This is a genomic window from Streptomyces sp. TM32, assembly GCF_004122755.1.
Classification (GTDB): Bacteria; Actinomycetota; Actinomycetes; order Streptomycetales; family Streptomycetaceae; genus Streptomyces; species Streptomyces sioyaensis.
The window spans coordinates 1-19,384 of record NZ_SDIG01000128.1; the positions used below are offsets into that span (position 1 = coordinate 1).

Annotated in this window: 20 protein-coding genes; 12 read left to right on the plus strand and 8 right to left on the minus strand. The window is 72.0% G+C overall.

Annotated elements, in window-relative coordinates:
• The first annotated feature begins 77 nt into the window (after positions 1-77).
• The 3 genes from EST92_RS23595 (at position 78) to EST92_RS23605 (ending at position 2,898) form a co-directional block, all read left to right on the plus strand.
• On the plus strand, positions 78-722 hold the full coding sequence (locus EST92_RS23595) for a sigma-70 family RNA polymerase sigma factor (RefSeq protein WP_129246743.1): 645 nt from the start codon (positions 78-80) through the stop codon (positions 720-722).
• A 2-nt stretch (positions 723-724) separates the two neighbouring features.
• Entirely contained in the window at positions 725-1,477 is a 753-nt protein-coding gene (locus EST92_RS23600; protein ID WP_129282826.1) for a hypothetical protein, read from the plus strand.
• Positions 1,478-1,722: 245 nt separating this feature from the next.
• On the plus strand, positions 1,723-2,898 hold the full coding sequence (locus EST92_RS23605) for a sialidase family protein (RefSeq protein ID WP_129282827.1): 1,176 nt from the start codon (positions 1,723-1,725) through the stop codon (positions 2,896-2,898).
• A 10-nt stretch (positions 2,899-2,908) separates the two neighbouring features.
• Here EST92_RS23605 and EST92_RS23610 read toward each other — a convergent pair whose 3' ends face one another.
• A complete protein-coding gene (locus tag EST92_RS23610) occupies positions 2,909-3,331 on the minus strand; it encodes an STAS domain-containing protein (RefSeq protein WP_239013836.1) in 423 nt (140 codons plus the stop codon).
• A gap of 313 nt (positions 3,332-3,644) precedes the next feature.
• On the opposite strand from EST92_RS23610, the gene EST92_RS23615 reads away from it, so the two are divergent.
• The 5 genes from EST92_RS23615 to EST92_RS23635 all read left to right on the plus strand — a co-directional run bounded on the left by EST92_RS23615 (position 3,645) and on the right by EST92_RS23635 (position 8,793).
• Positions 3,645-4,406 (plus strand): DeoR/GlpR family DNA-binding transcription regulator, encoded by a 762-nt coding sequence (locus tag EST92_RS23615; protein WP_129282828.1) that lies wholly within the window; start codon positions 3,645-3,647, stop codon positions 4,404-4,406.
• 275 nt (positions 4,407-4,681) lie between these two features.
• Complete coding sequence (locus EST92_RS23620; RefSeq protein ID WP_254068977.1) at positions 4,682-5,995, plus strand: sugar ABC transporter substrate-binding protein; 1,314 nt, start codon at positions 4,682-4,684, stop codon at positions 5,993-5,995.
• Positions 5,976-6,956 carry a sugar ABC transporter permease gene (locus tag EST92_RS23625; RefSeq protein ID WP_129282830.1) on the plus strand — a complete coding sequence of 327 codons (981 nt, stop codon included), beginning with the start codon at positions 5,976-5,978 and terminating at the stop codon, positions 6,954-6,956. Before EST92_RS23620 ends, EST92_RS23625 begins: the two co-directional genes overlap by 20 nt.
• Positions 6,953-7,804, plus strand: a complete 852-nt coding sequence (locus EST92_RS23630) for a carbohydrate ABC transporter permease (RefSeq protein WP_129282831.1) — start codon at positions 6,953-6,955, stop codon at positions 7,802-7,804. Before EST92_RS23625 ends, EST92_RS23630 begins: the two co-directional genes overlap by 4 nt.
• A complete protein-coding gene (locus EST92_RS23635; RefSeq protein ID WP_129282832.1) occupies positions 7,801-8,793 on the plus strand; it encodes a zinc-dependent alcohol dehydrogenase family protein in 993 nt (330 codons plus the stop codon). Before EST92_RS23630 ends, EST92_RS23635 begins: the two co-directional genes overlap by 4 nt.
• Here EST92_RS23635 and EST92_RS23640 read toward each other — a convergent pair.
• The 5 genes from EST92_RS23640 to EST92_RS23660 form a co-directional block, all read right to left on the minus strand.
• Positions 8,705-9,832, minus strand: coding sequence for a winged helix-turn-helix domain-containing protein (locus EST92_RS23640; RefSeq protein ID WP_129282833.1), 1,128 nt, complete (start codon positions 9,830-9,832; stop codon positions 8,705-8,707). The two genes, EST92_RS23635 and EST92_RS23640, sit on opposite strands and share 89 nt — an antisense overlap.
• 297 nt (positions 9,833-10,129) lie before the next feature.
• Positions 10,130-10,603: an NUDIX domain-containing protein gene (locus tag EST92_RS23645; RefSeq protein ID WP_129282834.1), complete on the minus strand. Its 474-nt coding sequence runs from the start codon at positions 10,601-10,603 to the stop codon at positions 10,130-10,132.
• 5 nt (positions 10,604-10,608) lie between these two features.
• Positions 10,609-12,156: an ATP-dependent DNA ligase gene (locus EST92_RS23650; RefSeq protein ID WP_129282835.1), complete on the minus strand. Its 1,548-nt coding sequence runs from the start codon at positions 12,154-12,156 to the stop codon at positions 10,609-10,611.
• Positions 12,157-12,223: 67 nt separating this feature from the next.
• Positions 12,224-13,660 (minus strand): FAD-binding oxidoreductase, encoded by a 1,437-nt coding sequence (locus tag EST92_RS23655; RefSeq protein ID WP_129282836.1) that lies wholly within the window; start codon positions 13,658-13,660, stop codon positions 12,224-12,226.
• A 10-nt stretch (positions 13,661-13,670) separates the two neighbouring features.
• On the minus strand, positions 13,671-14,609 hold the full coding sequence (locus tag EST92_RS23660) for an antibiotic biosynthesis monooxygenase (protein ID WP_129282840.1): 939 nt from the start codon (positions 14,607-14,609) through the stop codon (positions 13,671-13,673).
• 142 nt (positions 14,610-14,751) lie between these two features.
• Between EST92_RS23660 and EST92_RS23665 the strand changes: the two genes are divergently transcribed.
• Positions 14,752-15,318, plus strand: a complete 567-nt coding sequence (locus EST92_RS23665; RefSeq protein ID WP_129282837.1) for a nucleoside deaminase — start codon at positions 14,752-14,754, stop codon at positions 15,316-15,318.
• Between the two features lie 95 nt (positions 15,319-15,413).
• Here the strand turns inward: EST92_RS23665 and EST92_RS31225 are convergent, their stop codons facing one another.
• Positions 15,414-16,181: a hypothetical protein gene (locus EST92_RS31225; RefSeq protein WP_154073992.1), complete on the minus strand. Its 768-nt coding sequence runs from the start codon at positions 16,179-16,181 to the stop codon at positions 15,414-15,416.
• 492 nt (positions 16,182-16,673) lie between these two features.
• Here EST92_RS31225 and EST92_RS23675 point away from each other — a divergent pair, with 492 nt between their 5' ends.
• The 3 genes from EST92_RS23675 to EST92_RS23685 all read left to right on the plus strand — a co-directional run bounded on the left by EST92_RS23675 (position 16,674) and on the right by EST92_RS23685 (position 18,905).
• Positions 16,674-17,381, plus strand: coding sequence for a histone deacetylase (locus EST92_RS23675; protein WP_174244109.1), 708 nt, complete (start codon positions 16,674-16,676; stop codon positions 17,379-17,381).
• A gap of 107 nt (positions 17,382-17,488) precedes the next feature.
• A complete protein-coding gene (locus tag EST92_RS23680) occupies positions 17,489-18,064 on the plus strand; it encodes a dihydrofolate reductase family protein (RefSeq protein ID WP_129282838.1) in 576 nt (191 codons plus the stop codon).
• A gap of 184 nt (positions 18,065-18,248) precedes the next feature.
• Positions 18,249-18,905 (plus strand): class I SAM-dependent methyltransferase, encoded by a 657-nt coding sequence (locus tag EST92_RS23685; protein WP_129282839.1) that lies wholly within the window; start codon positions 18,249-18,251, stop codon positions 18,903-18,905.
• Here EST92_RS23685 and EST92_RS23690 read toward each other — a convergent pair.
• On the minus strand, positions 18,902-19,384 hold a 483-nt coding region (locus tag EST92_RS23690; RefSeq protein ID WP_153189048.1), incomplete at its 5' end, for an HAD-IA family hydrolase. The genes EST92_RS23685 and EST92_RS23690 overlap by 4 nt on opposite strands.

Here is a 19,384-nt window from a genome sequence, read left to right on the forward strand (position 1 = left end):
TCACAGGCGGCCGCTGCCCATGTCCGGGAAACGCCGCAGGTCACCGGCCCATCGAACGGGCGAGGTTAAACGGCAAGGTGAGCGTAGACCGGGACCGACCGCCACCGGCGTGCGCTCCGGCGCATGTCCGTACCGCGGAGTTAGCGGCACCACCCCGCTGTGGCCTCCCGGCCGTCACACCGGATCCGTTCGACCGCCAGCTGACGCTCACGTTCGAGGCGTTCCTGTCGACCCACGCCCGCAAGTGGCTGACGTACGCCTATCTGCACACCGGCAGCCAGGCCGCGGCCCGCGACGTCACCCGGGCGGCCTATGAGCGGCTCGGCCGGCTGTGGCCGCATGCGCTGCGGCAGGCCTCGGTGGAGGCGTACGCCTGGTCGGTGCTCAAGGAGCGGGTGGTGGAGTGGCTCTACGACCACCAACAGCCCACCGCGCTCACCGAGACCGCCGCCTTCGCCGTCGTCACGCACGCTCTGCTGCGCGAGTGCCAGCAGCAATTCGCCATGCTGGAGAGCCAGTTGGGGCTGTATGCGGCCATCGCCCGGCTTCCGGAGCGGCAGTGCGATGTGATCGTGCTGCGCCATGTCATCGGGTACAGCGACGCACAGATCGGCTCCTTGCTCGGCGTCGACGAAGTCACCGTGCGCTCCTATGCAAGCCGCGGCAAGCGCAAACTCGCCGCCGCGCTCGGCATCGACCGGGGAAATCCCAGGGGGAACTGACCATGTCGCACATCCGTCCCGCCGACCGCAGGGAGACCGTGGAGACGCTGCTCAGCGCGGCCGCGGCGGTGTCCTGGATCGAGGGCCTGTCCGGATTCCACGACCTCGACGACACGGGTGCGCTCGGCGGCCTGGGCACCGTCCGCCGGCCCGGGACGGCGGACCCGGACGGCCCGCCGGCGGCGGTGCGCACGGTCCGCGACGGGCAGGGCGCCCCCAGCACGTACCCCAGTGCCCGCGACGAGGCCACCCATGAGCTCCAGCTGGCGTGTGCCCTGGTCGTCAATGCCGCGGCGGCCGCGGCGAGCCTGGAACGGCTGGTCAACGACCACCGCATCGACCCCGAAGGGGCACTGGTCTTCGCCTGTCTGCTGCACATCACCGGACGCAGCGACGCGGCGCACTTCTGGTGGCACTTCGGCGCCGGCGCCGGCAGCCGGACCGCCGCCTACTGCCTGTATCTGGCGCACCGCCGCAACGGCGAGTACCGCGACGCCGCCTACTGGCGCGAGCAGGCCGCGCACGCGCCCGACGAGGAGCGCCGCTGCGTGGCCGCGTTCGACGAGAAGCAGTTGCTGCCGGACTCCGCCCGGCACAACCTCCTGGTCCAGTGGCACAGCGGGCTCTCCCCGACCCTGCCGGACGCCCTGGAGAAGGTGATCCACCGCCTTGCCGTGGACGGCGAGGACGAGGACTTCGGGGTGATTCCCCGCCCCTCCCCCACGCTCGTCCGGGATCTCGGCCGGGGCGAGTAGGGCGGAGCGAGCAGACCGCCGGGCCCAGCAGCGGGCCACCGGGCCGCCGGGCCCAGCAGCGGGCCACCGGGCCGTCGGGCCCGCTCCTGCGGCCGGTGACCGCCCCTCACTCCCCTGCCCGGTGGAATGGACGCGGTGTCACCCCGACCTTAGATTCACAGGGTCTGCCTGCCCTCCGATGCCTCCGTGCCGCCCGCACCCGCTGCCCACCGCACGCCGTGCCGCGCCCCGTCCTGGAGATCCCGGTGAAAGCCGCCCGCCTGGTCGCACCGGCCGCCCTGCTCGCCGTCGGTGCCGGGCTGCTGACCGGCCCGGCCCCGCGCGCCGCTGCGGCGTGGCGCGGCGCCGTCCGGCCACCGCTGTACCAGACCACCGATCTGGCGGTGTCCGGCCGGGGCGCGCACACCTACCGCATCCCGGCGCTGACCACGCTGGCGGACGGCACCCTCGTCGCGGCCTTCGACCGGCGGAACGACAGCGCGGCCGATCTGCCCGGCAATGTGGATGTGATGGTGCGGCGCAGCACCGACCTGGGGCGTACCTGGAGTGCGCCGCAAGCGGCCGTGGACTACGACGGCGGGGTGGGCGCGGGCGACCCGAGTCTGCTCGCCGACCGGGTGACCGGCCGGATCTTCCTCTTCCATGCGTATGCGCCCAAGGGCGTCGGGTTCCGCACGGCGGGCGCGGGCAACGCGCCCGACAGCACCACGGTGCTGCACACCGATTACGGCTACTCGGACGACGGCGGCCGCAGTTGGGGCGTCCGGCGGATCACTCACGATCTCAAGGACCCGTCCTGGCACGGCATCTTCGCCTCGTCGGGCTCCGGCATCCAGCTGGCCGGCGGGCGGTTGCTGCAGCAGTACGCGTTCCGCAAGGCCGACGGCAGTATGTGGGCGGCCAGTGCGTACAGCGACGACCATGGCGCGCACTGGCGTCTGGGGACTCCGGTGGGGCCGCTGATGGACGAGAACAAGACCGTCGAGCTCGCCGACGGCCGGATTTTGCTCAACAGCCGGACCCGCGGCGCCGGAAAGCGGCTGGTGGCCTACTCCCGGGACGGCGGGCTGAGCTACAGCACGCCGGTGGCGGACGACGAGTTGATCGATCCGGGCAACAATGCCTCCGTCCTGCGCTACGACCCGGCGGCGCCGGCACGGCGGGCGCGGGCGCACCGGCTGCTGTTCAGCAATACGGCGAGCACCGACGCCCGCCGGAACCTCACCGTGCGGATGTCCTGCGACGACGGCGGGAGCTGGCCCCTCGCCCGGGTCGTCACCGCGGGCCCGGCCGGGTACTCGACGCTGACCCGGCTGCCGGACGGGACCTTCGGGCTGCTCTACGAGTCCGGCCCCTATCGGAAGATCACCTTTGCCCGGTTCGACGACGCCTGGCTGGGCGGGCCCTGTCCGGCCGGCTGACCGGCCCGTCTCACGCCTCGTCCGGGTCCTCGGCGGACTCCGTCACCTCGGGCGGCCAGGCCGGGCGGCTGGTGTCGGGGACCGCGGCCAGCGCATGGCCGACGGTGGGGTAGCAGGAGAAGACGTTGAGGGACTGCGTGCCGACCAGCAGGCGCAGCATCCGTACGCCGAGCGAGGCCAGCAGCAGCCGGCCCTCCAGCCGCCGGCACAGCCACTCCAGGGCGAGCAGACAGCTCAGCCCGCGGGAGTCGCAGAAGCGCAGGGCGGTCAGATCCAGCACGAGGAAGCGGTGGCCGGCCGAGACCACCGACCGCGCCTCGGCGAGAAACGCCTGCTCGGTCCGGAGGTCCAGCTCCCCGCTGACGCGCAGTACCGCGCACTCATCCGCCTGCACGATCGCAGTGACCGCCAACGACCGCATCTCCGAACTCATGGCGTCCAGCCTAAGGGCCCCGGCGCCCCGCACGACCGTGGCGCCCCTCGGCAAGCGGAGCGGCCGCCCCCCGCTTCCGGCGCACCCCGCCCACCAGGACCTACGGGCGCGCCCACCAGGCCGTACGGGCGTGCCCCGGGGCAGCGAAGCCGGTCGGTAGCGGTCCGCGGCGGGCAAAAACGGGCAGAATTTCTCCGGTAGCGGGCAGCTATCCACATGGTTCCGCTTGCTATAAACCTGAGGCGGGTGGAAACGGGCAGCCCCGTGACCGAACGGAAGCCAGAAAAATCCAGCGATCGGGCAGGAGTGAGCCATGAGGGCCGAGGAACGCCAGCACCGCATCCTCGCGCTCGCCCGGCAGTCCGGCCGGGTCGAGGTCGCCGATGCCGCAGCCGAGTTCGGGGTCGCCCGCGAGACCGTACGGCGGGATCTGAGCGAGCTGGAGCGCCGGGGCCTGGTCCGGCGTACGCACGGCGCGGCGTATCCGGTCGAGAGTGCCGGGTTCGAGACCACGCTGGCCCTGCGGCAGACCCAGCAGGTGGACGAGAAGCGCAGGGTGGCCGCGGCCGCGGCGACCCTGGTGGGGGAGGCCGAAACGGTGTTCCTCGACGAGGGCTACACCCCGGAGCTGGTCGCGATGCTGCTGCCCACCGACCGTCCGCTGACCGTGATCACCGCGTCGCTGCGGACCGCGTCGCTGGTCGCGGCGTCCGAGTCGACCACCGTCCTGCTGGCCGGCGGGCGGGTCCGCTCCGGTACGCAGGCGACGGTGGGCTCCTGGGCCCGGGACATGCTCGCCCGGTTCGTGATCGATCTGGCGTTCCTGGGGGCGAACGGCGTCTCCCGGGAGCACGGGCTGACCACCCCCGATCCGGCGGTCGCGGAGGTGAAGGAGCAGGCGGTCCGCTCGTCGCGGCGGCGGGTGCTGGTCGCGGTGCACAGCAAGTTCGGCGCCAGCAGCTTCTGCCGGTTCGCCGACGTCAGCGATTTCCAGACGATCGTCACCGACGCGGGGCTGTCCGCGCCGGAGGCGCATCGCTACTCCCTCCTGGGGCCGCAGGTGCTCCGGGTCTGACCCGGGCGGGGGCCGCCCGGACCGACCGGCCCCGTACGACACCCCTCACCACACCCCCTTGTCGCTGCCCGCAGCCCGCACCCCGGCCTCCGTGCGCTGACCCGGCGTGCCTCCATCGCACCGCCATACCCGAATGAAGATCTGACATAGCAGACATAACCGCCATATCTCCACATGCAGCTACAGCCGTATCCGTCCCCAGAGAGGCAAGAGCCGTGAGAGCACAATTCCCCGGAGGCCGTACCGGCCGCGCAATAGGGCTGACCTCGGCCGTCCTGGCCTTGTCGCTGGCCGCCAGCGGCTGTTCCGGCGCCGGTAACGTCGGCAAGGGCGACCCCCACACCATCAACGTGCTGATGGTGAACAACCCGCAGATGGTGGATCTGCAGCGGCTCACCGCCGAGCACTTCACCAAGGAGACCGGCATCAAGGTGAATTACACCGTGCTGCCGGAGGACGATCTGCGCGACAAGATGAGCCAGGACTTCACCAGCCAGGCCGGGCAGTACGACGTGGCCAGCCTCAGCAATTACGAGACCCCCATCTACGCCCGCCACGGCTGGCTCGCCCCGCTCGGCGAACGGGCCGCCAAGGACCCGGAGTTCAACCAGAAGGACATTCTCGCTCCGGTCCGCGACTCACTCACCGCCGCCGACGGCAAGGTCTACGCGGAGCCCTTCTACGGCGAATCGTCCTTCCTGATGTATCGCAAGGACCTCCTCAAGGCGGCGGGGCTGACCATGCCCAAGCGTCCTACGTGGCAGCAAGTCGCCCAGATGGCCGCCAAGTTGGACGGCTCCCGCAAGGGCATGAAGGGCATCTGCCTGCGCGGCCAGGTCGGCTGGGGCCAGCTGATGGCCCCGCTGAGCACCGTCGTCAACACCTTCGGCGGGACCTGGTTCACCAAGGACTGGCAGGCGAAGCTGGACAGCCCGGAGTTCACCAAGGCCACCCAGTTCTACGTCGACCTGGTCCGCAAGCACGGCGAGTCGGGAGCACCGCAGGCCGGCTACACCGAGTGCCTCAACGACATGCAGCAGGGCAAGGTCGCCATGTGGTACGACGCGACCGCCGGCGCCGGCTCGCTGGAGAGCTCCGATTCGAAGGTCGCGGGGAAGGTCGGCTACGCGCCGGCGCCGGTCGAGAAGACCGCCAGCTCGGGCTGGCTCTACACCTGGGCCTGGGGCGTGCAGAAGGCCAGTCAGCACCAGGACGCGGCCTGGAAGTTCATCCGCTGGGCCTCCAGCGCGAAGTACGAGAAGCTGGTGGGCCGGTCACTGGGCTGGTCGAAGGTGCCCGCCGGCAAGCGGGCCTCGCTCTACCAGAACCCGCAGTACCTGAAGGAGTCCGGCGCCTTCGCCCCCGCGACCCGGCAGGCGATCACCTCGGCGCGGCCGAACAACCCCGGCGTACAGCCCCGCCCGGCCCCCGGAATCCAGTTCGTCGGCATCCCCGAGTTCTCCGACCTGGGGACCAAGGTCTCCCAGGAGATCAGCGCGGCGATCGCCGGAAAGCAGAGCGTGCCCGAGGCCCTCAAGAAGAGCCAGCGGCTGGCCCAGGAAGTGTCCGATGCCCACGCAAACCACTGAGGCGCCGCGGCCCGTCGAGGCCGCCGTCACGCCGTCCGGCCGTCAGGCGGCCCGCACCCGGCGGGCCCAGCGGGCGAAGGACTGGGCCCGGCGCGCTCCCCTGCTGCCCGCCCTCGTCTTCCTGATCATCGTCACCCAACTGCCCTTCGTGGCCACCGTGGTGATCTCCTTCACCCGGTGGAACGCACTGGCCCCCGACAACCGCGGCTTCGCCGCTCTCGACAACTACCTCGCCGTCTTCACCGACCCCGCGATGCGGTCGTCGGTCGTCACGACGGTGCTGCTGACGGTGACCGTGGTGCTGGTCAGCCTGCTGCTCGGGCTGGGCCTCGCGCTGCTGCTGGACCGCAGCTTCCGCGGCCGCGGCATCGTCCGCACCCTGCTCATCACGCCGTTCCTGGTGGTGCCCGTCGCCTCCGCCCTGCTCTGGAAGCACGCCCTCTACAACGCCTCGTACGGGCTGCTCAACGGCGCGCTGACGTGGATATGGGGGCTGTTCGGCAGCGACAGTCCGCCGCAGCCGGACTGGATGACCGACTCCCCGCTCGCCGCCGTGGAGATGTCGCTGATCTGGCAGTGGACACCGTTCATGATGCTGATCCTGCTGGCCGGGCTGCAGAGCCGGCCGGCGGACGCCGTCGAGGCGGCCCGGATGGACGGCGCCACCCCCTTCGACATCTTCCGCTATCTGACCCTGCCGCATCTGCGGCGCTACCTCGAACTGGCCGCGCTGCTGGGAACCGTGTACGTCGTCCAGAACTTCGACGCGGTGTTCACCATCACCTCGGGCGGCCTCGGCACCGCGAACCTGCCCTTCACCATCTACCAGACCTTCTACCAGGCCCATGACTACGGACAGGCCTCCGCGCAGGGCGTCATCGTCGTGCTGTGTTCGCTGCTGGTGGCGACCTTCGCGCTGCGCTCCGTCTCGTCCCTGCTGCGCGAGGAGGTCACCCGATGACGAGCGCACTGCTGCCCCCGCGCCGTCGGCGACGCACCGGAAGTCTGCTGGGCCTGCTGGCCTGGCTGTGCGGAATCGCCTTCTTCCTGCCCGTCGCGTGGATGGTGTTGACGTCCTTCCACAGCGAGACGGACGCGGCGACCAACCCGCCGAGCCTCGGTGCCGGGCTCAGCCTGCACGGCTACCGCGAGTTCTTCGGCGAGGGCACCGGCGTCAGCCCCTGGCCGCCACTGATCAACTCGTTGACCGCCTCGGTCGTCTCCACCCTCCTCGTGCTGCTGCTGGCGGTACCGGCGGCCTACGCGCTGTCGATCAAGCCGGTGCGCAAGTGGACCGATGTGATGTTCTTCTTCCTCTCCACGAAGATGCTGCCCCTGGTGGCCGGTCTGCTGCCGATCTATCTCGTCGCGCAGAACACCGGGATGCTGGACAGCATCTGGTTGCTGGTCATCCTCTACACCTCGATGAATCTGCCGATCGCGGTGTGGATGATGCGCTCGTTCCTCTCGGAGGTCCCGACCGAGATCCTGGAGGCCGCGTCGATCGACGGCGCGGGACTGCACACCACCCTGCTCCGGATCGTCGCCCCGGTGGCCATGCCGGGAATCGCGGCGACCGCCCTGATCTCGTTCATCTTCAGCTGGAACGAGCTGCTGTTCGCCCGGGTGCTGACCGGGATCGTGGCGGGTACCGCGCCGGTGTTCCTGACCGGATTCGTCACCAGCCAGGGCCTGTTCCTGGCGAAGGTGTGCGCCGCCGCCACCGTGATCTCCCTCCCGGTGCTCATCGCCGGATTCGCCGCCCAGGACAAGCTCGTCCAGGGCCTCTCGCTCGGAGCAGTCAAATGAAGGCCGCAGTGATCAGCGCCCCCGGCAAGGTCGAGGTCGCCATCGTCGAGGACCCCACCCCCGGCCCGCGTGACGTGGTGGTCTCGGTCGCCGCCTGCGGACTGTGCGGCACCGATCTGCACATCCTCCAGGGGGAGTTCGCGCCCACCCTGCCCGTCGTACCGGGCCATGAGTTCGCCGGTACGGTCGTCGCCACCGGCAGCGCGGTCACCGAGCTCGTCGAGGGCGACCGGGTGGCCGTCGACCCCTCCCTCTACTGCTACGAGTGCCACTACTGCCGCATCGGCCGCAACAACCTCTGCGAGGGCTGGGCCGCGATCGGGGTGACCAGGGCCGGCGGCGCCGCGGAGTATGCCGTCGCCCCCGTCGCCAACTGCGTCAAGCTGCCCGATCATGTCCGTACCGAGGACGCCGCCCTGATCGAGCCGCTCTCCTGCGCGGTCCGCGGCTACGACATCCTGCGCTCGGCACAACTGGGCACCCGGGTCCTGATCTACGGCTCGGGCACGATGGGCCTGATGATGCTGGAGCTCGCCAAGCGCACCGGCGCGGCCGGCGTCGACGTCGTCGACATCAACCCCGAGCGGCTGGCCACCGCCCGCACCCTGGGGTGCAGCGCCGCGGCCGGTTCCGCCGACGAACTGGACCGCCCGCGCGGCTGGGACGTGGTCATCGACGCCACCGGCAACGCGCGCGCCATCCAGGACGCGCTGGGACGGGTCGGCAAGGGCGGCACCTTCCTGCAGTTCGGCGTGGCCGACTACGCGGCCCGCGCCGTCATCGAGCCCTACCGCATCTACAACCAGGAGATCACCATCACCGGCTCGATGGCGGTCCTGCACAGCTATGAGCGCGCCGCGGAGCTCTTCGCGGCCGGGGCCCTGGACCCGGAGGTCTTCATCAGCGACCGGCTGCCGCTGGACCGCTATGCCGAGGCGCTGAGCCGCTTCCAGGCCGGCGAAGGGAGGAAGATCCAGGTACGGCCGTAAGGCCGGGCGATCGGCGGACTCCGCCCCCCGCGGCGGTTCGTGCGGGGGCGAGTTCACCGTGCAGCAACGCCGTGCCGAGCGGGGTGAGGGCGTGGACGACACAGCCGCCGTCCCGCCGGCTACGGGCGAGGTTGGCCTCGCGCAGCGCGCTCACGTGCTCGCTGGCCGAGGGGGCGGAGACCCGTACGCGGCGGGCGAGTTCACCGGTGGTGGCCGGGTCGTCGAGGGCCGCGAGGATCCGGGCCCGGGTACGGCCGAGCAGGGTGGACAGCGCCTGCGGACGGCAGCCGCGGGGCCCGGCCGGCGCCCAGGACGGTGGGTGTTCGACCGGGTGGACGAGCACCGGCGGCAGCCCGGGGTCGGCGAGGGCGATCGGTCTGCGCCAGCAGAAATGGGACGGAATCAGCCGCAGTCCGCGCCCGTTGAGCCACAGATCGCGGTCGCAGGGATAGTCGGCGTACAGCACCGGCGGCTCCCAGCGCAGCACGGGGCGGAAGCTCTGGAGCAGCCGGTCGACGCCGTCGCGGCAGAGGGTGCGGGCGCGGGCGCCCCGGTCGGAGTCGACCGTGGCGGCCGCCTGGGTCCAGTCCGGGGCGACCACCGCGTGGTGCACCTCCTGGAGCGCGGCGGCCAGTTCGTCCAGCGGCTGCCTGCTGCCCGCGGCCAGGGCGCCGGTCCAGCGCGGGAGCCGGGCGGGCAGCCCGGCCCGCGCGCTCTCCGCGGCCAGCCGCGCCCCCGGAGTGTCCCGCAGCGCGGCCAGGCCCGCGGCCAGGCCGTCCCGGGCCGCGTCGGGGGTGAGGAAGTCCGGGAAGTAGCCGGCGTCGGCCGGGGCCAGGGCACTGAGCAGCCCGGCCGCGCGGGTCAGCCCCCGCTCGTGCAGTTCGCGGCGGGCCCTGGCGCGCCAGGCGCCGTAGACCGGCACACCGCGCCCCGGCGGCGCCAGTTGGTGCATGGCCAGCACCGTTTCCCAGAGCGGATCGGGTTCGGCGGCGATCTGTACCCGTGCCAGATCCCGGTCTTCGAAGTGGATGCGCAACATGCGGCCCCCGCGGCATGCTCATGACCCTGTGACCAGGGCCCCCCGTTCGGGGCCGGTCGTGCGCGCCCCCCGCCAGACTGCCCGGCGGGGAACGGGGGTGTACAGGGCGGCTGGAAGCCTTCGGCCTGCGCGGTGGTGAAGGTGGGGAGCTCGGGGCGCCCTTGTGCTGCCGGTGCGGCGGTTTTCCGGCCGCGCGCGGGGCCCGTCGGCGGCCGGCGTGCGCCCGGCCGGCCGTACCAAGTCCTGTGGCCCCGGGCCCCTTGATGCCGAGGGCGGCTTCCCGTGGGACTCCGGCGCTCAGCCCTCGCCGGCCAGCTGCTCCGCCAGCCGGTCCAGGAACACCTGCTGGCCCGCCACCAGCCGCTCCCGTGCCTCGTGCGGCGGGAACCAGGCCACCCGGTCGATCTCGGGGAAGCTGCCGGTCACCCCGGAGCCGCGCGGCCACTCCATCTCGAAGGTGCCGGGCACGATGTGCCGCGGATCGAGATCGCCCTCGACGGCCCAGACGGTCACCACCTTGCCGCTCGGCTGGCGGGCGTCCCCCAGGGGAAGGTAGCGGCCGGCGGGCGGCGGCATCCCCAACTCCTCCTCGAACTCCCGCAGGGCGGCGTCCCTCGCCTCCTCCGGAGGGACGTACTCGCCCTTGGGCACGGACCACGCCCGCGCGTCACGGCGCTCCCACAACGGGCCGCCCATGTGCCCCAGCAGCACCTCGACCCCGTCCGCCGCGCGGCGGTACAGCAGCAGCCCGGCACTTCGCTTTCCCACCATGGCGGCTACTGTTCCCCGCGGTCGTGCGCGGCAAGCACCGTCTCGACGGTGTCCGCCTCGTCCGCCGTCTTGTCCTCCCGGTAGCGCACCACCCGCGCGAAGCGCAGGGTCACGCCCGCCGGGTAGCGCGTGGAGGTCTGGAGTCCGTCGTAGGCGATCTCGACGACGAGTTCCGGACGCACCGTCACCACATGGCCGTTGTCCGCCACCGCGAGCTCCTGCAATCGCTCGGTCTGCCAGCTGAGGGTGGCGTCGGTCAGCCCCTTGAAGGTCTTGCCCAGCATGACGAATCCGCCGTCCGCCGCGCGCGCCCCGAGATGGAGGTTGGACAGCTTCCCGGTGCGCCGCCCGTGTCCCCACTCCACCGCCAGCACCACCAGGTCGAGGGTGTGCACGGGCTTCACCTTGAGCCATGCGGCGCCCCGGCGGCCCGCGCTGTAGGGGGCGTCCAGTGCCTTGACCACGACGCCCTCGTGGCCCCGGCGCAGGGTCTCGGCCCAGAAGTCCTCGGCGGCCGCGCGGGCCCCGGCGTCGGACGGGTCCGCGACCACCTGGCGGCGCACGCGCTGGGGTGCGGGGACCAGCCGGGCCAGCTCGGCGTGCCGCTGTGCCGCGGGCAGTTCCAGCAGGTCGCGGCCGTCGACCGAGAGCACGTCGAAGAAGACCGGGGACAGCGGCAGCGCGGCCTGCGCGGCACCGACGTCCACCCGTGAACCGAACCGCCCCGCGACGCGCTGGAAGGGCACCGGCCGGCCCGCCCCGTCCAGGGCGATCACCTCGCCGTCGAGGATGAACCGGCCGGCCGGCAACTCCCGTGCCAGCGCGGTGACCTCGGGGAGCCGGTCGGTGACCTCGTCCAGGGTGCGGGTGTGGATGTGCACGTCCGGCCCGTCGCGGTGCACCTGTACGCGGATGCCGTCGAGCTTCTCCTCCACGGCGCAGGCGCCGAGCTTCTCGATGGCCTCGGCCACCGTCTTGGCGCTGTGCGCCAGCATCGGCCCGACGGGCCGACCCACGGTGAGCCGGAAGCGCGCGAGCGCCTCCGGCCCCTCGGCGAGCAGCGCCTGCGCCACGTCCTGGAGCGACCCCGCCAGCATCACGGCCCGCCGGACGTCCGCCGCCGGCACCTGGGTGGCCGCGGCGAGCCCCTCGACCGCGATGGCGTCCAGCGCGCCCTGCCGCACCTCACCGGTCAGCAGGCCGACCAGGAACCGCTGCTCGCCCTCCGTCGCCGCGGCCAGCAGCGCACGGACGAGTCCGCGCCGCTCCCCCTGCGCGCCGGCCCCCGAGACCCGCGCCAGGGCGGTCAGCGCGGTGTCCACGTCGCGGACGGTCAGGGTGGCGTTGTCCGCGGCCGCGACCGGCTCGCGCAGGACGCTCCAGCCGACCCCGATCCGCCCCTGGGGCAGCCGCCCGGCGAGGTACGGGATGACCACCGGGACGTCCTGGGGCTCCGCGTCCCGGAACAGTCCGGCCAGCAGCGCGATCTTCCGCGAACGCGCCGACGTCGCGGCGACCTCCGCCGACACCTGGGCAAGACGGGCCAGCAGCATAGGGCCATGGTGCCCCCGCGGCGCCGTTTCCGCTTCCCGGCGGGCCCGTCCGGCCGCCGGCGCCCGGTCACGGGGCGAGATAGGAGTGGAAGACGTTGTCCGGGTCCCACTGCGCCTTGACCTCCTGCAGCCGGTCCCAGGTGGCCGGGGTGTACGAGCGCCGGGGCCGGGCCGCGTCGGCCTCCAGGTCCGCTTCGGCGATGTAGTGGCTGCCGTCGCCCTGCGGGTCGGCGGCGGCCATGACGTCCCGCAGCCACTGCGCGTTGGCCTCGTCCGCCGCCGGGTCCTCCCAGACCGCGTAGCAGACCAGGTAGGACTCGCCGAGCGGGGCGAAGGCCATGTTCCGCAGCAGGGCGGGTTCCGGGGAGACCGGCTGCACGGGCGAGAGCACCAGGGACTTCCCGGACGGCGCGCGGGCCACCACGTCGGCGATCCGGCCCAGTTGCGTCGGACAGCTCTCCGGCGACCACAGGGTGTCCGCCGCGTACCGGTGCAGGGGCGGCCAGAGGACAGCCGCGCCCTCGTGCAGGGCGGCGAAGGAGGTCGGCGCGGGCGGCTGCCGGGTGACGGCGAGTTCGCCGAACGGGCAGTCGGCGACGGGCTCCAGCGCCTGAAGGGCCTCCGGCCGCGTCGCCGCGAACGCGGTGGCACCGACCGTGATCCGCAGACCCGGTGCGCCGTCCGCGGCCGGCTCGGCGGGCTGGAGGACGAACGCCACCTCGACGTACGGCGGGAGTGCGCGGGCGACCCGCTCCGTCCACTCGGTCACCCGGGCGAGTTCCGCCCTCGCAAACGTCAGGGAGGTCGTCATGATCGAGGCGGGGTGGGGGTGCAGGGCGAGGCGGAAGCGGGTGACGGCCGCGCAGAATCCCGGCCCGGCGCCCCGCGCGGCCCAGAAGAGTTCGGGGTGCTCCCGCTCGCTACAGGTGACCGTCCGCCCGTCGGCGGTGACGGCCCGGATCTCCAGGACGTCCGCGCAGGACGCCCCCCAGGCACGGGAGTTCCAGCCGAGGCCGCCGCTGAGCAGAAAGCCGCCGACCGCCACGCTGGGGCAGTGGCCGACGGGGAAGGCCAGATCCTGCGGCGTGAGGAACGCGACCAGTTCCTGACCGGTGGCGGCGGGCTCCACCGTGACGGTCGCCGGTGCGGTGTCGGTCGCGGGCGCGAGGCGGCACTCCCGCAGCCCGGAGAGATCGAGCAGCAGGCTCCCGTCGCGGAGTGGCGAGCCGGACCAGTTGTGCCCGCCGGAACGCAGCGAAACCCGCAGCCCGTGCGCGCGGGCCCAGCGCACGGCGTGTGCCACGTCCGCCTCCGACGCGGCCCGCACGACGGCCTCGGGGAACCGCTCGGGCCGCAGCTCGTTCCACACCGCGCGGGAACGGGCGGTCTCGTAGCCGGCGTCGCCCCGCCGGATCAGTGCGCCCGTGACCTCCGGCCCTGGTTCCGGTACATCCGGCCCTGGTTCCGGTACATCCGGCCCTGGTTCCGGTACAGGTGGACACATCGCGGTCTCCTCACCAGATCTGGTGGGTGATCAGGCCGAAGACGCCGATGGACACCAGATAGCCGAGCACCACCACCCCGATGCCCAGCACCTGCGTCCGGCGGCTGGTACAGCGGCTCGGCACCAGCCAGAAGGCGAGCGCCCTGTTCACCAGCGGCATGAACAGCCAGGTCAGGGCGCTGACGCTCAGCACGTTGGACAAGAACAGTCCGATGTACTCACGAATGGTGAGCGCCTGCAGCCCGATGCCCACGGTCAGGTTGAGCACCATCACCGTCGGATAGAGCGCCAGGACGACCGACATCGCCTGTTTCCAGTTGGGCGGAGCGTTGCTGTCCTTGCCTTCGTCGAACCGGAACCAGCCGCTGAACGCGGAGCCGACCTTGCGGACGTCGAACGAGACGAAGTGCTGCCGTCCCTCGTGCAACAACTCCTGGCGGACGTCGGATTCCAACCACTCGTCGAGGTGCTCACGGGAGTCGAACCGGAAGACGACGACCCAGTGCTCCTGCACGCCATGGACCGGTCGGAACAGCTCGGATCCCATGTAGCCCGGCGCCTGCTGCTGCGCTTCGAGGGCCTTCTGCTGCCAGTCGAGGAACGCCTGCTCGTGTCCCGGCCGCACGTCGTGCGAGATGACGGCCGTGACCGCTTCCGGGGCCTGCCCGGAGGGCGTGCCGCCGCGGAGTACCTCCTGCGTCGGAGGACCTTCGAAGAATTCGGCCGCCTCATGGAGCAGCGCCTGGCGCCGGCTCGAATCCAGCCAGGCGGTCAAGTGGTCCATGTCGGAAAACCGGAATACAGTGACCCATTCATTTTCTTCGCCGGCGCCGGGCGGATATACCTCGGCGCCCACGAATCCCTCGAATTCACGGGCCACACGGTTCGTCTTGTCCTGCCACCGCTGAAACTCATCCGTCCGTCCCTCGCGCACCTTCTGCGAGGTCACGACGGTGGCATTCTCGGCCGCGGAAGCACGGCTTGCACGGGGACTCACCTTGAGTAGCCTAGTGCACAAGAGATTTACCGGGCAAATGGAGCATATGCCCTGCCGTTCCGCAGAGGAATCGATGTCGATCGGAGACTCCGTAATGGAACAGAAAGAACTCCTCGCAGAAGCCGTCCGACTCGCCACTGAATCCGTGAAAAACGGTTGGGGCGGCCCGTTCGGCGCGGTCATCACGCGCAACGGGAACATCGTGGCCCGCGGGCAGAACCACGTTCTGCTGACCGGCGACCCCACCGCCCACGCCGAAATCGAGGCGATCCGGAAGGCCGTGCAGGTCCTCAACCCGGATGCGCCGAGCATCGCCGTGGACCGGCAGAACGAGAGCACGCTGGAGTACGTCCCCCGCCCGGAGGGGTCGCCGGACCCGCTCCCGGAGCGCGCCCGGATGCTCCAGGGCCACGAGATCTACATCAGCGGAGCCCCCTGCCCGATGTGCATGAGCGCCATCTACTGGGCGCGGATGGACGCGGTGTACTACAGCTGCGACCTGACCGACACCGCCAAGATCGGCTTCGACGACTCCTTCCAGTACGAGGACTTCGAACGGCCGCTCTCCGAGCGCAGGATCAAGATCCAGCAGATCTATCCCGAGATGGGCGCCAAGGCCTACGAGGAATGGAACAAGCGGCGGCTCCAGCACGCCTACTGACGCTCCATCACCACGGCAGGTGCCGGGCCCCGCTGCACGGGCGGGGCCCGACGACCGGCCTGCGCGGGCGCCGAGGCATCACGCGTCCAGGGGCGTCACTCGTACATCACGTACTCCGGCTGCGGCCGGAGGGCCAGCACCTCCTTCGGCGTCATCAGCCGGCTGCCCCGGGCGTCTTCCTCGTAGAAGAGCTTGAAACCGGTGTGCAGGCCGTCGGGCAGGTCGTGGACCAGCCGCTGCCAGGTCCCACGCTTCAGGCCCGGGGACCCGATGCCGTCGGCGCTCTTGATCAGTGCCACGCCGGGCTGGGGCCGCAGCGCGGACTGGGTGCGCACGACGGACGTGGCGACCTGATGGAAGACCAGCGGCTTCTGCGGCAGGTCGTGCGCCTCGACCAGCCCGGACAGATAGCGAGCCACCTCGGTCAGTTCATGGCCGTCGGTCCGCCCGTAGGTGTCGCCCGGCACCTGGCCGCGGGCCATCTCCCATTCCGGGTCGAGCGCGATCCCCACATCGGGGTGGACGAGCCAGTCGCGCAGCGCCTTGACCTCGTCGAGCACGGGCGCGCGGCCCGGCTGGACGTTCAGCAGCAGCAAGGCCCGCCGGTCGCGCGCCACGCGGTGGAAGCGACGGATGGTGGCGGCGGGCGTCCGTGAGCGGTAGGTGCCGTCCGGGCCGGCCGAGGCGTTGGCGACGGTCGCCAGGAGTTCGAGCACGGGCAGCGGTTCGCGCCCCGCGGCGTAGCGGTGCGCCACCTTCTCCACCTCGGCGGCCCGCTGTCCCGGCGCACCGGTCCCGAGCCGGCCGAGCGCCGGGGCACCGGGCAGCCCGCAGAACCCGACCATCCGGTGGCGAGGAAACAACTCCCGTCCACCACGGGGGAGTTCGGGACGGCGCCGCTTGGTCGGACGGGCCGGGCGCCGCGCGGTCGCGGAGCCGGACGGGCTCGGGCTCCCGGTCCCGGCGGAGGGGGACGAGCCCGAGCCGCCCGGCGGTGACGCCTGGGGGGCGGGGTCGGCACGGGAGGGAGTACCTCCGCATCCCGTGAGCGCGCCGAGCCCCGCCGCCGCGGTGACCGCGAGCAACCCTCGCCGGCTCGTGTCCGGCGACGGCACCGGCCCGGCCGAGCGGCCACCGGCCGCCCGCGCCCGAGCTGTCCCGGAGCCGTTTCGACCTGACACCTCGTCCGTCACACTGCCTCCGTCCCCCGGCGTCCGGCCGATGACCGGCGCCGGCTGTCGTGCGGACAGGTCCTGTCCGTGCAGTGCGCATCTCCACACCCCCCGCGGCAAAACCCGGACGGAAACGATCAAGCCACGGCGGCCTCGGCGGACCGGGCCGCGTAGCGTGAGGGCGTGATCCGGCCCCGACGCCTCGAAGCCCTCGACCACTCCCCCGAAGCCGTCCGTCGCCGCACGCCCGTGCACCGCGTCTGGTACGCCGCATACGGTTCCAACATGCACCGGGAACGGCTGACCGCCTACCTGGCCGGCGGCCGGCCCCCCGGCGGGCTGCGCGCCTGCCCCGGCTGCCGGGACCCCCGCGAGCCCCTTCGTACGGCCCCCTTCCTGCTGCCCGGTCTGCTGTACTTCGCCACCGAATCGCAGGTGTGGACCGGCGGCCGGGCCTTCTACGACCCCGGCCCCGCGCGGACCGCCGACGCGCCACGGCCCGAACTGCCCTGTCAGGGCTATCTGCTGACCGTCGGCCAGTTCTCCGACATCGTGGCCCAGGAGATGTACCGGGAGCCCGGCGAGGACCTCGATCTGACGCCGGCCCTCACCCACGGCCGGGCCCGGATCGGTCCCGGCCGGTACGAAACCCTGGTGTGCGCCGGGGCGCTGGACGGATATCCCGTCCTGACCTGCACGGCCCCATGGAGCAGCGACGCCATCGCGGTGAACGCCCCCTCGGCCGCCTATCTGCGGCACATCGGGGCCGGAATCGTCGCCGCCCACGGATGGACCGTGCACCGGACCGCAAGGTATCTCGCCGGCTGCCCGGGAGCCGCCGGTCACTGGACGGCCGGGGAGATCGAGTCACTGCTCACCGCCGCCCCCTGACCGGCGCGCGGCGCGTCCCTCCTCCCCCGCCGCGCCGGTCCCCGGCACACTGGTCCCCTCCGGGCGGCGCCCCGGCCCCTGACGACTCGACTTCGGCGAGGACCGCGATGAGAAAGATCGTGCTGACCATGTCGGTGTCCCTCGACGGCTTCATCGAGGGACCGCACCGCGAGATCGACTGGCATCGGGTCGACGACGAGCTGCACCGCTACGTCAACGCGCAGCTCAGGACGATGGGCGGCTTCTTGAGCGGGCGGGTCACGCATGAGCTGATGGCCGGATTCTGGCCGACCGCGGATGCCGACCCGTCAAGCACCGGGCCCATGGTGGAGTTTGCCGGGATCTGGCGGGACATGCCCAAGATCGTGTTTTCCCGGACCCTGGAGCGGGCCGACTGGAACACCACCGTCATGCGGGACGTCGTCCCCGAGGAGATCAGGGCGCTCACCGCACAGCCGGGCGGGGACCTGGCGCTCAGCGGCGCCGACCTCGCCGCGGCCTTCCGGCGGCACGATCTGATCGACGAGTACCGCCTCTACGTCCACCCGGTCCTCATCGGCCGCGGCAAACCGCTGTTCACGCCGTCGGACACCATCGCCGACCTCCAGCTCGCCGACACCCGCACCTTCGGCAACGGCGTCGTCCTCCTCCACTACCGACGCGCCCGCCCCACCTCGGCGTGACTCCCGCGACCGGGCAGTACTGCGGGCAGACGGTAGGCCGTGCCCAGCAACGCCTACGTCACCCACGCCAATTCGGCCAACGTGACGGAGATTTCGCCGTTGAGCGCCCACGGCGCGGGAAGGGGCGGCGGGGGGACGGGCCCGGAGAAGCTGCGGACAGGCGCGGGTGTTAGCTTCGCTTGCCGTGAGGGAGCACCAGGACGAGACCAGGGCGGCGTACGACGGGATCGTCGATCGGTATGCATCGATGTTCGCCGACCGGTTGGAGACGCACCCGTTCTCGCGGAACATGATCGGCACCTTCGCCGAGCTGGTGCGCGGGAACGGGAACCCGCGGGCAGCCGACGTCGGGTGCGGGCCGGGACATCTGACGGCCATGCTGCACGACCTGGGGCTGGACGCCTTCGGGCTCGACCTCTCCCCGGGCATGGTCGACCACGCCCGGCGGGCCCATCCGGCGCTGCGGTTCGACGAGGCGCGGATGGAGGCGCTGCCGGTCGAGGACGGCGCGCTCGGCGGCGTGCTGGCCCACTACTCGATGATCCATACCCCGCCCGGGGAATTGCCCGCGCTCCTCGCCGAGCAGGTACGTGTCCTGGCGCCAGGGGGCCTGCTCCTGGTCTCGTTCTTCGCGACCGACGGTCCGGAGCCGGTCCGCTTCGACCACAAGGTGACGCCCGCCTACAGCTGGCCGGTGGACCGGTTCGCCGAGTTGCTGGCCGGAGCCGGGCTCGTCACGTTCGCCCGGCTGCTCCACGATCCGGCCTCCGAACGGGGCTTCCTCGACGCGCATTTGCTGGCCCGGCTCGACCAAAGCGGGCCCGTACGGGACAGACCCTAGGTGTACCCGAGCAGACCGGGGAGGCCCGCGAAGGAATCCAGCACGTGGTCCGGTGTGCCGTCGGCGGTCCGGTGGGTCTCCGGGAGGTATTTGCCGGTCTTGACGAGCACGCCGGTGATCCCGTGGCGCTGGGCCGCCAGCACATCGGACTCGATGTCGTCGCCGACCATCAGCGCCTCCGACGCCGGGACGCCGAGGTGGGCCAGGGCGGTGTCGAAGAACGCCGGTGACGGTTTGCCGGTGACCGTCGCCGTCACCCCGGCGGCCCGCTCCAGCCCCGGCAGAAAGGCTCCGGTGTCGAGGTCGAAACCGTCCGCGGTACGCCAGTACAGATTGCGGTGCATCGCGACCAGGTGGGCGCCCCGCTGTAGATGCCGGAAGGCACGATTGAGCACCGGATAGCTGAATTCCGGGCCCGCACCGCCGAAAACGATCACATCCGGGGCGTCCCGGCCGGCGGCTCCCTCCCCCTCCGGCTC